Source organism: Ornithinibacillus bavariensis, from assembly GCF_018333235.1.
Lineage (GTDB): Bacteria > Bacillota > Bacilli > Bacillales > Amphibacillaceae > Ornithinibacillus > Ornithinibacillus bavariensis.
This window is the reverse complement of record NZ_BORP01000001.1, coordinates 151,196-164,754: the sequence shown is the minus strand read 5'-3', so window position 1 is coordinate 164,754 and position 13,559 is coordinate 151,196. Positions and strand designations below refer to the sequence as shown.

Here is a 13,559-nt window from a genome sequence, read left to right as displayed (position 1 = left end):
TTTCATATGATAATTTTAGAAAGGAGGTTTTTTAAATGTTAGAAGAAGCAAAACAAAAGGCAGCTGAAGCAATACGACAAATGCAAGCTAAACTGAGTCAAAATGCGAACAGTATGCGTTATCAAATAACACCTGTAAGAAAAGCTTCAAAAACAAACCAGTCTATTGTCAGCCTAATTAATCGTATAAGAAAATAATAACAACTGAACCCTCTCTCCTATTAATTTAGCCTTGGTTTACACCAAGGCTATTTATATTTTATAGCTTCATCTATTTTTTAGTGAAAGAAAGATATCCTTCCCTATTCTCCAAATAAATAAGTCTGTACTACTTCCAACATAAAGAGCCCCCATGGATATGGAGGCGATTATTATTGACTATTATTTTGTAAAAGCGTCAGTTAATGCAGTAACGATTTGTTTTTTACGAGATACAACACCTTTTAATAATGCACGATGACTGTTATCAAGTGTTACTCCAAATGCATCTGCTACCTTTTCATAACCCTTACCACGTGCTAATACTTCAGAATCATTGTTTATAATGTCTGTTACAACAAAGAGGAATAAATCTAATCCTTTTTCATTAATTGCTTTATCCATTACTTCTTCTAATTCTGTTTGAAGCTCATAAACTTTGCTAGCATCTACCGTATTTACTTGAGCAATTTCAACCTTTGCATCACCCATTGCAAATTCTTTTGCATCCATCGAGATTAATTCGGCAGCTGATTTATCACTTAAATCGGCTCCTGCTTGTAACATATCTAGTCCGTACTTTTCTAGTTCTACACCAGCTATATCAGCAAGCTCATGGGCTGCATCAACATCCTCCTGTGTACAGGTTGGAGATTTAAGTAATAGAGAATCAGAAATAATGGCAGATAAGAGTAGACCAGCTATTTCCTTTGTTACTTCAATGTCATTTTCCTTATACATTTTGTATAAGATGGTTGCTGTACAGCCAACTGGTTCAGCACGGAAATAAAGTGGTTCTTTTGTTTCAAAATTAGATACTCGATGATGATCGATAACCTCTAAAATTCGAACATCCTTTATATTACTTACACTTTGTTGAAATTCATTATGATCGACTAAAATAACTTGTTCAACATCCGCTGGGACAGCATCAATAAGTTGCGGTGCTTCTACATTAAAATAGTTCAATGCATAGTTGGTTTCTTTATTAACCTCACCAAGACGTGCAGGTTCAGCATTCACACCTAATTTATTTTTTAGGTTAGCATAAGCGAGCGCTGAACATATTGTATCTGTGTCAGGATTTTTATGACCAAAAACTAGTGTTTTACTCATCTTCATTCTCCTTTATCCTTTATATGTATAGCTTATAATCCATTATATCCAGATACAAGATTACCATAAAAATTTATTAGATTAAATTGTTTTACCTAGTAATTTTACATTTTCAATAATAATTCTTATAGTTATTATAGAAGATTTTTATTGAAGAGGATTTTGACTATGAAAGATTTTATAATTGTTGGTGGTGGAATTCTTGGAGCAACGACAGCCTATAAACTGGCAAAAAGTGGTGCTGATATACTTCTAGTTGACCAATCTGGAAACGGACAGGCTACAGATGCCGCTGCCGGTGTAATTTGCCCTTGGCTATCACAACGTAGAAACAAAAAATGGTATTCACTTGCAAGAAATGGTGCACGTATTTATCCTTCTATTGTCCGAGAGCTCGAGGAAGATGGTGAGATAGAAACAGGTTATGCAAAGGTTGGTGCCCTTAGCATTCATCATGCAGAAGAAAAGTTACTAGCGATGAAGGAGAGAGCGATTACTAGAAAGGAGGAAGCACCTGAAATAGGAGAAATTTCCCTGCTATCACCGAAACAAACTAGAGAACTATTCCCATTGGTTGATGAATCTTATAGCTCCATTCATATAAGTGGAGCAGCACGAGTTGATGGACGTGTTTTCCGAAATGCATTATTACGTGCTGCCAAAAAGTATGGTGCTGAGCTACTTGACGGCCATGCAACCCTTTATCATAGTAATTCACGTGTCAAAGGAATCTATATAAATGACACCATATATGAAGCAAAGACAGTAATTGCTGCTTGTGGAGCATGGATGGGAGAATTGTTACAACCTCTTGGAATCCATTTTCAAGCGAGAGGACAAAAGGGACAGCTTTTACATCTTGAATTACAAAATGAGGAAGCAAATCATTGGCCAGTGCTAATGCCTCCAACAAGTCAATCGATCGTTCCTTTTAAACACCGACTAGTAATTGGTGCAACACATGAAAATGATGTTGGCTTTGACCAGCGCATTACAGCTGGCGGAATCCATGATATTTTATCAAAGGCACTGGAGGTATTGCCTTCCTTATCCGATAGCCCTATACTTGAAGCACGCGTAGGGTTTCGCCCATTCACACCTGAATTTCTGCCAGTAATTGGTACAATTCAAGGAATAAGCGGATTAATGCTAGCTAATGGATTAGGTTCATCAGGTCTTACCACCGGACCATTTGTTGGTACTCAGCTAGCAAAGCTGGCATTAGGTGAAAAACTTGACATAGAGCTAAAAGATTATGATGTACATGGTGCACTTTTTAACTAAACCAACTTTCCTTACGTAGAAGTGAACTTTCCTAATTGCCAGGAAAAAAGAGATTTGCTAGGCTTATATCAAGTTATTTATTTAATAGAATCGAGGGTGAAAAATTTGAAAGGTAAATTCATCGTTGTTATTATGATTCTGCTTGTGATTGCGGTTTTAGGGTTTGCCTATTTTCTACTACAACAGATTATCGGTAAAACAGAGACAGCTAAAGTAGAAACTATAATTCATACATCACACATAGAGGATGCTTTATGGGGGAATAATCCCTCGTAAAGCATCCTCTATTACCTTCTTATGGCATATTGATTACCGCCTGCATTTTTTGCTTCATAAAGAGCTTGGTCAGCATTCTTAAACAAAGATTCATAAGTATTTACTCTATCCTCAGCTAACAAGGATATTCCAATACTAGTAGTCGTATTAAATTGTGCATTCTCGATACACCATGGATCTTTTACTACCTTAATAATATCCTCTGCAACTTGGATTACGTCCTGCACATCTGTCTTACCTCTTACTAATAGGACGAATTCATCTCCACCAAGACGTGCAAGTGTATCAGTTGGATGTATTTGTTTAGCAACCCGCAATGCAAATTCAGAAATAGCTTTGTCACCAATATCATGTCCAAATGTATCATTTATCGCTTTAAAACGATCCAAGTCCATAATAATAACCGCGAAGGTTTCATGATTTTTCTCAAATAAATCTAGCGCTTCTTTAAGTTGCATTGCGAAATATCTGCGATTAGGAAGTCCAGTCAACGAATCGTGATATGCGAAGTATTTCAATTTTTCCTCGTAATTTTTACGAGAAGATATATCCCTAGAAAGAACAACCATTTGCTTAAATTCTCCAACATAGTTATACACTGGTGAACCCTTTAATTCGGACCAAATCCATCCAACCGATTGATGTTTTTGTCTAAATTGTGCAACCCATGGCTTTCCAGTAGTTTTGGAAACTTCAAAGGATTGAAGTAAATGCTCAATATCTTCTGGATGAACATTATGATAAAATTCTCTCCCGATATATTCCTCTGGATTAGCCTGAAGGACATCACGATAGGATGGTGAGACATAAGAAATTTTGCCATACTGATCAAGCATGGTTATCAAATCACCGGAGTTTTCTGCAATAATTTCAAATTTATTTTCACTTTCCGTGTATTTATTTTTCATTTTTATCTGCTCAGATATATCTTTACAAATAGCATAAATCCCGACTGTTTCATCATTAACAATTATTGGTGTAAGCTTTACAACAGTTTCAATTTTTTTCCCATCTCTATTCTTTAATCGCATATGGAACTCTTCTAAAATACCATTGATGGCAATATTAAAATACTTTTCAACGATAGGAATATCTTCTTCTAAGACAAGGCTTGTATACAGTTTCCCTCTTATATCAGCAATACTATTACCAGTGACTAGCTCTAATGAACGATTTCCAGTAACAATCACCCCTTCTCTATCAATCGCAATAACTGCATCTATGTTATATTCAAAAAGGGATTGATATCGCTGTTTCTGCTCATTTAACTGCTCACGGGCGACTATAGCAGCTTTCTCTGCTAATCTTCTTTCTGTTATATCTTTTACAACTGCGACCACATGTGTACAATTACCATTTTCATCAAAAAGTGGCGTTAAAACATTTTCACCGTATCGTACCTCACCAAGTGGAGAGGGGAAAAAGTCTTCATATACTACGAGATCCTTTATTTCTACAGCTTTTTGATATTTTTCAAATAGAAACTTTGCTTTTTGTTTATCCAAAACTTCGTCGAAGGATTTGCCAATAACCTCGTTCGTAATACCTGCATATCTTTTCACAGCATGATTAATAAAATGATAGACAAAATGGCTATCCTCTATCACTTCCATGATATAAACCATGTCTTGAATTCCATTTAAGAGGACATTATTTAAGAAGTTATCCCTTTGTTTTCTCATTTACCCTCACACTCGATTTCTTAAAATAAGGTATGTAAAATCGATTCTGAATATCTAAAATATAGTTAAAAAATACTAAAAAATACCTACAAAAGCAATAGGACTTAATACCTACAAATAACGAAAAAGCTAGTAAACGTAAGAGGAAAGTATATTATATCTAAAGTGCTTCCCTTTGAAAATGATTATTTTCTTGTAATTTCATCCTATGCTGGGTACCTGAGGGCTCCATCAAAATCCTCTTTTCCATCTTTTTAAATTTTTACGAAAAATAATTCTGCTTCTATATAGTATTTTTTCTTTTTTTAAAAATTGTGATAAACTACTTAGTAGCAGCTACCAAATTCGACATTTTTTGACAGGTGAGTCGTTATGAGTCCATTTAGTATAAAAAAAGTTCCATTGTTTCTCTGGATCATTGGGATATTTGTTATCGCAATTACCATCTATATGGAAGAATATGCATCCCTTCAAACGATGGGCTTCTATTGGTATGTAAGCCTTATCATGGTTGTATTATTTTCGTATTATGGAGGTATCTTTGGCGGTATTACCATTTTTATAATTCTTGGTGGAGTTTATATGATAATGGGAATCATATCATCGCCAAATGAATTATCTGTTGAAAATCTTTTCCCATATGTTATTGGATTATTTATCGCTTTATCTATTGGCACTTTAGGATGGAAAATCAAAACAAATGAAGCTCAGTTAAAAACAATATTTGAGAATAATGATATTACGTTTTGGACATGGGACCTTGAAACAAACGAGCAAACCTTTTCTGAAGGTTATGCAGAAATATATGGTGTAACAAGTGAAAAACTAAAGGAGAATCCTAATCACTGGATGGATGTTGTCCATCCAGAAGATAAAAAAATCATACAAGAGGCTCACCTGCAACAAAAAGCGGGAAAGAAAACCTCCATTACGTATCGTTTTTATCACGCGAATGGTGAGATCCGTTGGTTAGAGGATCGTGCAACACCATATGTAGAAAAGGATGGGACGGTTTCAAGAGTGGATGGAGTCATTTTTGATGTTACGGACCAAAAAAGGGCCGAACAAAAAATGAATCACCTGATACACTATGATTCATTAACTGGACTAACTAATCGTAAATGGTTCCAGAACTATTTAGATACAGCATTACTATCTTCCAAGAAATATGGTCGTCCATTAGCAGTAATGTTTATTGATTTTGATAATTTCAAACGAGTTAATGATACACTTGGACACAGTGTCGGTGATGAACTACTCATTAAAATAGCCAACCGTTTAAAAACAATTCTTCGTCCTAGTGATGTGGTTTCCCGGCAAAGTGGAGATGAATTTTTAGTTTTAGCCGAAGGCCGAAGCTTGGCCGAAATTGAGAATCTTTCCCAAAAAATTATTAAGGAAATGTCTTCCCCATACTCAATAAATGGGATAGAAATCATTTCTACACCAAGTATTGGAATTAGTATGAACATAGACCATAAAGATAATGCAGAAAGTTTAATCAAAAAAGCGGATTTTGCCATGTTCCTCGCTAAGGAAAATGGTAAAAATAATTACCAGTTCTACAATGATGAACTAAATAAAAAAATGAAGCGGAAAATGATTTTAGAAACATATTTACATAAAGCAATTGAGAATAATGAATTAACTGTTCATTATCAACCACAATTCGATATTTCAACCTATCGAATGGTTGGGGCAGAAGCTTTGCTTCGCTGGAAATGTGAGTTAGGACATATTCCGCCTGACGAATTTATTCCAATCGCAGAGGAAACAGGACTAATTATGCCTATTGGCGAATGGGTAATCCGTCAAGCTTGTATGGATATTAAGCGATTCAAGAATAAGAACATCAATCTTTTTCCAATTTCCGTAAATATATCTACTAGACAACTGATGGCGCCTACCTTTATTGACCGTATCCGCTCTATTTTGCTGGAAGAAGAGGTTGATCCAAATTATTTGACATTAGAAATAACGGAAAGTTCTTTTCTATATTATGAAGATGCGAAGAATAATATCTTGGAATTACGAAATCTTGGTGTACGTGTTTCTCTAGACGATTTTGGAATTGGATATTCTTCCTTAAGTATGATCCGAAATATTAAAATCGATGAATTAAAAATCGACCGTTCCTTCCTAAATGATTCATTGAAGAACAACCGAGTAAAGTCACTACTTGAAGCAATTATCCAAATCGGTAAAAGAATTAATACAAAGGTCGTAGTAGAAGGAATTGAAACGAAGGAACAAATTGAATTACTATCCTCCCATGGCGTTTATGGACAAGGATATTTCTATAGCAAACCTATTCCTATCAATGAATTTGAAAGCTGGTATATAGAAACCATTGGAAAAGCGAAGACATAATACTTCGCTTTTTTCTTTTGTTTCGCTTTCTGTAGCCCTTTTTTACAAATTTCTATATATGAAAAATCACACGTAATTACTAATTTATAACTCGAATTAAAAAGGCCATATGTACAAAACGTAATAGCAAAGGGAGGGATTAAACTGACAAAAAAAATATTTACTTTACTTTTATTCGTCTTACTTCTTGGTTGTGCACCACAGGGGCAAACTACAACTCCTAGCACAGCATTAGCTAATCATATAAAGAACGCTACCTCGATTGGGAATAGCCTAAATTTCACCAGTGAAAAACTGGAAAATAACATCAGAAGCCTTACTTCAGGTATTACTACGACAAAGCATGTACAATCCTTAAGTATTGATAAAATTAAATCAAAGCCTATAAGGAAAACAGTGGAAAAACCGAAAAAGGTCGATGTTAAAGGCATATATCTCAATCGTACCTCGATAAGAGAAGAAAATGTACAAAAATATATTGATCTCATTAAAAGTACAAATCTCAATGCAGCAGTCATCGATATTAAGGATGACAACGGGAAACTAACATATAATTCTAATATTGAATTAGCCAATGAAATTGGCTCAAATAGTAACCCAGCAATAAATGACCTTAAAAAGACCATAAAGCGTTTCAAAGATGAAGGTATATATACTATTGCACGAATTGTTGTATTCAAAGACCCTTATCTTGCCGAAAACAAAGGAGATTATGCCATGAAAAGAAAAAATGGTACCATATGGCAAGATGCAGCAGGGACAAAATGGGTGGACCCTTATAAAAGAGAGGTATGGGACTATATTACTTCAATTGCTCAAGAAGTTAGTGACAGTGGCTTCGACGAAATCCAATATGACTATATACGATTCCCCGAAAATGGTAAAAGAGTGGATCAAGAAGTATCCTTTGACAATCCAGACCGACTATCTAAAGCAGAAAATATCCTCGCCTTTCTTAAACATTCAAATGATAAGTTAAAAAACGAACCTGTCTATGTATCTGCAGACATCTTTGGATTAGTAACGACAGCAACAAACGATATGGGGATTGGACAGATTTGGGAAAACATCTCCCCAAACGTGGATTATATTTCACCGATGACCTACCCTTCACACTATGCACCGGGTTCCTATGGTATTAGTAACCCTGACCGTGCACCATACGAGATCATGCTTCAAGCCATGAAAGATGCAAACATGCGCAACAACAAACTAAAAAACCAAGGTTTAAAAGCAGCTGTTATTCGCCCCTGGATTCAAGACTTTGACTACAAAAGTGTCTACAGCATAGAGGATGTACAAAAACAAATTAAAGCCCTTCACGACCAAGGAATAACCCAATATTTAATCTGGAATGCCGGTAATGTTTACACGGTAGAAGCCTTTAAATAACCACTTAACAACCGCTGAGCAATCAGCGGTTTACATAGCTATTTTGGTAAGAGTCAGCCTCTTAGCTTTACTATTCCTAAAAGACAATTCGAATAAACTGAAGTTCACTTGGTTTATTCGACTGCTCTCCGGGGTTTCTATTCTTTTGTGTCCATTAGGGTGGTTCTATTGGACTGTTTTACGGGGTTTCCGCTCTTTTGTGTCTATTAGAGCGGTTCTATTGGACTGTTTTACGCGGTTTCTGCTCTTTTGTGTCCATTAGACTTGTTCTATTAGACAGTATTACGCGGTTTCTGCTCTTCTATGTCCATTAGAGCGATTCTATTGGACTGTCTACAGCTTTTCCGCTCTTTTGTGTCCATTAGACTTGTTCTATTAGACAGTTTTACGCGGTTTCTACTCTTCTATGTCCATTAGAGCGGTTCTATTGGACTGTCTACAGCTTTTCCGCTCTTTTGTGTCCATTAGACCTGTTCTATTAGACAGTTTTACGCGGTTTCTGCTCTTCTGTGTCCATTAGTGCTGCTCTCTTAGACTGGTCTAAGGCGTTTTCCCACTTCAGTGTCCATTAGTGCTGCTCTCTTAGACTGCCCTCCAGCGTTTTCCCACTTCAGTGTCCATTAGTGCTGCTCTCTTAGACTGCCCTCCAGCGTTTTCCCACTTCAGTGTCCATTAGTGCTGCTCTCTTAGACTGCCCTCCAGCGTTTTTCCACTTCAGTGTCTATTAGAACTATGTAATCCGACTGGCACAACGAAATTCTCCCTATACTATGTTTACGATTAGCCCATACTTAGCTCTTCATTAATCTACTATCTTTAGTCAGCTTTAGTTCACTCAATAATGTTGATCCTAGTATCAGTACTCCACCAATAATTTGCACTAACCCCATGTTTTCATGCAAAACAATGGCAGCCATTAGGACTGCTGATATAGGATCTATATAGCTAAAAACAGCGATTGTTTGTCCTTTAAGCTTTTTTATAGCAGCAAAATATAATAAATAAGCTATCCCGGTATGAAATACCCCAACAACTAATATTAACAATATGGTTTCTCCACTGATTCCTGTGTAATTCATTTCCTCTGTGAATAGTACATAAGGTAACAAAACAATAGTGGCAATTGTTAGCTGCATAATGGTCGTTTCAAAATCAGATAAATTTCGGATAAATTTATTTAATAATATGACGCTTGCATAGAAGGCTGCCGCCAAAAGTCCGTATCCAATACCTACTCCGTGATGAAATCCCACGTTAGAAGGAAGTGCCTGTGGTTGAACTATCAAAAAGAAACCTGTAAATGCAAGAAGGATACTGATAGCTTTAAGAGTTGTCCACCTTTCCTTTAGTAGAAATGGAGCTAGAACCATAACAAAAATTGGAGCAAAATAATAGCTCAACGTGGCATTCGAGATGGTTGTATATCGATATGCTTCAAAAAGAAAAATCCAATTAAAGCCCATCGCTGTCCCAGAAAAAAGGAGCAATATCAAATTTTTCTTAGAGATTTGATTAAAATTTACCTTTTGTTTAAGAAACAAACTGGCAACAATCAAAAAAACACTCCCAATTGCTCCCCTAAACAATGCAAGTTCACTTGAGGATAGCTCAATATTCTTTACAAATAATCCAATACTTCCAAAAATTAACATAACAAATATAAATAGTGCTTTTGCTTTCACGTAATTTCCCCCTACCATATTCGTTCATCCATTATCTCATAATTAGAATAAATTTAGCACATGCTAAGAAAAAGACAAGGGGGATATTTTCTATGGAAAAATCGAATGGAAACTTTACTGTAGCAGGTACTAATATCGATGAAGTTAAACGGAAAAATGCAAATTCGGGTTTGTCCTATAACGAGGTCAAGGAATTACTAGCTAGAACGACAGGTGGACATGGTACATCCATCTATAGTGACACAGATCCGGAGAAAATAAGAAGCAAATAAACACGGATATCTTACAAAGGAATGAATAACAATGGCAGAAAAGGACTTTGAAAAAATTTATAATGAATACCGAAACCAAAGTGAACAAAACGAAAATAAGAGCCAACAGGAAATTAGCGATAAAGAACAAATTACAGCGGTTAGAAAAAATGATGATGGAGATATCATTGCTTTTAAAACGAATACTGGTCGAGAGTTAGATTACGTGACAGCACTTGAAGAAGCCAGATTAGGTAACCTAGCACATGTCGATGTCTTTCATAAGTATGGACGCGATATTATTCGCAGTGAGCCAGATGGCATGAAGGAAAATAACTTAGATCAATTACCTGAATTTTAAAAGGAGCAACCATTAAGTTGGCTGCTCCTATATATCCATCCAAACGCGAATTTATTTTGGATTTAATTTCATATCAATATCAGAAATATCTACCTTTTCTCCAAACCAAGCATGTAGTTTTTCTTTTGCTTTCCTTTTGACTTCATCATCAACATAAGCAGCAACTTGGAGTAAAGCAGCAGTAAGTACTCCTAAGTCATCCACAAAGCCTGCACCTAAAGCAACATCTGGGATAATATCGATCGGCAAAATAAAATATCCTAATGCTCCTAAAATAGTTGCTTTAACTTTTACAGGAAGCTCTGGCTTTTGCAACGTATAATATAGTATCAATACAACATAGATTACCGATGCTCCTGCTTTCTTTGCGAATCGTTGGATTTTCTTCCATAGTTTCTCTTCTGAATAATGTTCTACATGCTTTTCCAATTCTTCTTCCGACTGTAAAGATTCAATATCTATTTCCTCAATTTGTACTTCATCTAGTTTTATTTGTTCTGGGCTTAATTCATTGTTCTGATCCAATTCAACTCTATTTGACTTCTTTTTCTTGAATTTCTCAAACATTCGCATCACCTCATGGGTTGCTTAGATTTTATAAGGATGTCTTACCTAAATCATAATCTTTTCTATTCTCCCCGTAAAGTGATGAACTCAAAACTAGTCCCGATTAATAGCATTTTCTAAAAACAAATAGCCTTCACCAACTTCCTGAGGAGTGAAGGTTATTTTATCATTTTTATCCTCTAACATTAAGTAAAATTTTCCCGGAGTGTTGCCTATTCTCAATTAACCTATGGGCTTCAGCAACCTTGTGCAATGGAAACTCGTCTCCAATTATAATATGTAATTCACCACTTACTAAAAAGCGAATAACCTGATCTGCTACCTCGTTTAATAAATATGGTCTCTTTTTTCTTGTATTTCCAAGGCTGAATCCCAAAACAGAGCGACAGCTTGAATGTATTTCATTTGTTTTGAATGTCCCCAGTTCGCCACTTGAATTCCCAAAATGGACGAGCCGACCATATTCTGCGAGACAATCCATACTCTTTTCTGTCACTTTACCAGAAACAGAATCAAGGATGAGATCCACCCCATTGCCATTCGTGACGTCTAATACATTAGAAGTAAAGTCCTCATAGGTAAAAACCTCATCGGCACCTGCTTCAAAGGCAGTTTTTTTCCTTGCCTCACTACCAACTGTACCTATAACTTTACTAGCACCTAAAAGTTTTGCAATTTGAATAGCTGTAGTACCTACACCACCTGCTGCTGAGTGAACTAGTACTGTTTCCCCTTTAGAAATTCTTCCAACATTTTGGAAAAGCATGTACGAGAGAAAACTGACTATAGGGCTTGCTGCAGCAATATCTGTATCCATATTATCTGGAATAGGAAAAACAAGCTGTTCATTCGCAATGGCAAATTCTGCATAGGAGCCACTATGTGGGAAAGCAATCACTCTTTGGCCCTTTTTTATATTTTTCACATCTGGACCAACCTTTTCAACTATACCAACCAAATCGATGCCTAATATCAGTGGAAAATTCCCTTTAGATTTTTTCCCATTCCTATTCTTAATATCAGCAAAGTTAACACTAGTCTTCCACGTTTTTATTAAAACTTCCCCTGCATTAGGTTCAGGCATTGGAATTTCTAGATATTGTAATACCTCTGGACCACCGAACGCTTCTAATACAACTGCCTTCAAAACAACCCCCTCCAAACATGCTTTACTATATTAAAAATCTATTATAGCAAAATAGTTTTCGCCATTAATTCAGCAAGTTATTGGCTTTTCATACAAAAAATTGTATAAATCCAGATGAAAGAAGTAATTTCTCTCCCCATCACTCTCCATAAACATCTTCCCTCGAATGAAACCCATCCGCTATAATTGTATCATCAATATTATCCTTGTTAACTTCAATCGGAGAAAGCAAGATAGATGGGACTTCAATTTTTCCGTTATTAATCTTTCTATTCGTTTTAATTGTTTCTCCATCTGCAAGCTTGAGGGCAAGATCTGCCGTTTCTTTCGCTAAAGAGCTAATAGGCTTATAGACAGTCATTGCCTGTTCACCTTGAACAATACGTTGAACTGCTGTAAGATCAGCATCTTGACCGGCTACTGGTATCTTGCCTGCAAGTCCCTTTTCTCTAAGTGCTCTAATAGCTCCCTCTGCAGTAGAATCATTAGCTGCAATAACGGCGTCTATCTTATTATGATTAGCCTCTAGTGCCGCTAACATGTTTTTATAGGCATTATCTGGATTCCAGTCCTCGGTCCATTGGTCATATACAACTGTTATATCTCCATTTTGTATGTAAGGCTGCAGTACTTTAAACACACCTTTTTTAATTAAATTGGCATTATTGTCTGTTATCGCCCCACCAATATATACATATTTTCCTGTTGGAACCAGGCTTGTAATTGCCTTTGCTTGCAATTCTCCTACCATTTCATTATCAAAAGAAACATATAAATCAACATTCGCATTTTTAATGAGCCGATCATAGGATATCACCTTGATTCCAGCTAAATGGGCTTTCTCTACGATTGCCGCAGCAGGCTCGGTGTTATAAGGAACGATGACTAATACATCCACCCCATTATGAATTAATGTCTCAACTTGTGCGATTTGCTTCGCTACATCTTCGTTTGCCACCATGATATCTATTTTGGCACCTAATTCCTCTACTTCCTTTTTAAAAAGCTCCCTATCCTTCAACCAACGTTCTTCCTCTAAGGTGTCCATAGAAAACCCAATGTGTATTGGTCCAGATTCAGCTCCCTCTTCTTCGAGTTCTAATGAAGGTTCAGGGGAGCTTTCCGATTCTGTTGGCTCAGCCTTTTCACAAGCTATTAACAAGAAAATGAATAAGACTATCAACATTATTTTCATACAATGAGGAATAAATCGTTTCAAGATAATCCCCTCCCT

The 13,559-nt window shown here is 36.1% G+C and carries 13 protein-coding genes; 7 read left to right on the top strand and 6 right to left on the bottom strand.

Going from position 1 to position 13,559, the window contains the following annotated elements; genetic code table 11:
- The first annotated feature begins 35 nt into the window (after positions 1-35).
- The gene (locus KI338_RS00795) at positions 36-197 is read left to right on the top strand and encodes a hypothetical protein (protein ID WP_212919081.1); all 162 of its coding nucleotides are present in this window, start codon (positions 36-38) and stop codon (positions 195-197) included.
- Positions 198-380: 183 nt separating this feature from the next.
- On the opposite strand, the gene KI338_RS00790 is transcribed toward KI338_RS00795, so the two are convergent.
- Positions 381-1,313, bottom strand: coding sequence for a manganese-dependent inorganic pyrophosphatase (locus KI338_RS00790; RefSeq protein ID WP_212919080.1), 933 nt, complete (start codon positions 1,311-1,313; stop codon positions 381-383).
- A 168-nt stretch (positions 1,314-1,481) separates the two neighbouring features.
- Between KI338_RS00790 and KI338_RS00785 the strand changes: the two genes are divergently transcribed.
- Both KI338_RS00785 and KI338_RS00780 read left to right on the top strand, forming a co-directional pair.
- On the top strand, positions 1,482-2,597 hold the full coding sequence (locus KI338_RS00785; RefSeq protein WP_212919079.1) for an NAD(P)/FAD-dependent oxidoreductase: 1,116 nt from the start codon (positions 1,482-1,484) through the stop codon (positions 2,595-2,597).
- A 105-nt stretch (positions 2,598-2,702) separates the two neighbouring features.
- The gene (locus tag KI338_RS00780) at positions 2,703-2,873 is read left to right on the top strand and encodes a hypothetical protein (RefSeq protein ID WP_212919078.1); all 171 of its coding nucleotides are present in this window, start codon (positions 2,703-2,705) and stop codon (positions 2,871-2,873) included.
- An 11-nt stretch (positions 2,874-2,884) separates the two neighbouring features.
- Here KI338_RS00780 and KI338_RS00775 read toward each other — a convergent pair whose 3' ends face one another.
- A complete protein-coding gene (locus tag KI338_RS00775; protein ID WP_212919077.1) occupies positions 2,885-4,555 on the bottom strand; it encodes a diguanylate cyclase domain-containing protein in 1,671 nt (556 codons plus the stop codon).
- A gap of 372 nt (positions 4,556-4,927) precedes the next feature.
- Between KI338_RS00775 and KI338_RS00770 the strand changes: the two genes are divergently transcribed.
- Positions 4,928-6,925, top strand: a complete 1,998-nt coding sequence (locus KI338_RS00770; protein WP_212919076.1) for a bifunctional diguanylate cyclase/phosphodiesterase — start codon at positions 4,928-4,930, stop codon at positions 6,923-6,925.
- Positions 6,926-7,321: 396 nt separating this feature from the next.
- The gene (locus tag KI338_RS00765; RefSeq protein WP_212919075.1) at positions 7,322-8,317 is read left to right on the top strand and encodes a putative glycoside hydrolase; all 996 of its coding nucleotides are present in this window, start codon (positions 7,322-7,324) and stop codon (positions 8,315-8,317) included.
- A gap of 791 nt (positions 8,318-9,108) precedes the next feature.
- Here the strand turns inward: KI338_RS00765 and KI338_RS00760 are convergent.
- Positions 9,109-9,999, bottom strand: a complete 891-nt coding sequence (locus KI338_RS00760; RefSeq protein ID WP_244853256.1) for a DMT family transporter — start codon at positions 9,997-9,999, stop codon at positions 9,109-9,111.
- 92 nt (positions 10,000-10,091) lie between these two features.
- Here KI338_RS00760 and KI338_RS00755 point away from each other — a divergent pair, with 92 nt between their 5' ends.
- Both KI338_RS00755 and KI338_RS00750 read left to right on the top strand, forming a co-directional pair.
- The gene (locus tag KI338_RS00755) at positions 10,092-10,271 is read left to right on the top strand and encodes a gamma-type small acid-soluble spore protein (RefSeq protein WP_212919073.1); all 180 of its coding nucleotides are present in this window, start codon (positions 10,092-10,094) and stop codon (positions 10,269-10,271) included.
- Between the two features lie 31 nt (positions 10,272-10,302).
- Positions 10,303-10,611 (top strand): DUF3892 domain-containing protein, encoded by a 309-nt coding sequence (locus KI338_RS00750; protein ID WP_212919072.1) that lies wholly within the window; start codon positions 10,303-10,305, stop codon positions 10,609-10,611.
- Positions 10,612-10,662: 51 nt separating this feature from the next.
- On the opposite strand, the gene KI338_RS00745 is transcribed toward KI338_RS00750, so the two are convergent.
- From KI338_RS00745 to KI338_RS00735, 3 genes are all read right to left on the bottom strand, one after another.
- Complete coding sequence (locus tag KI338_RS00745; protein ID WP_212919071.1) at positions 10,663-11,178, bottom strand: YkvA family protein; 516 nt, start codon at positions 11,176-11,178, stop codon at positions 10,663-10,665.
- A gap of 172 nt (positions 11,179-11,350) precedes the next feature.
- A complete protein-coding gene (locus KI338_RS00740; protein WP_212919070.1) occupies positions 11,351-12,325 on the bottom strand; it encodes a quinone oxidoreductase family protein in 975 nt (324 codons plus the stop codon).
- A gap of 139 nt (positions 12,326-12,464) precedes the next feature.
- Complete coding sequence (locus KI338_RS00735) at positions 12,465-13,544, bottom strand: sugar ABC transporter substrate-binding protein (protein WP_373306322.1); 1,080 nt, start codon at positions 13,542-13,544, stop codon at positions 12,465-12,467.
- Positions 13,545-13,559 lie beyond the last annotated feature (15 nt).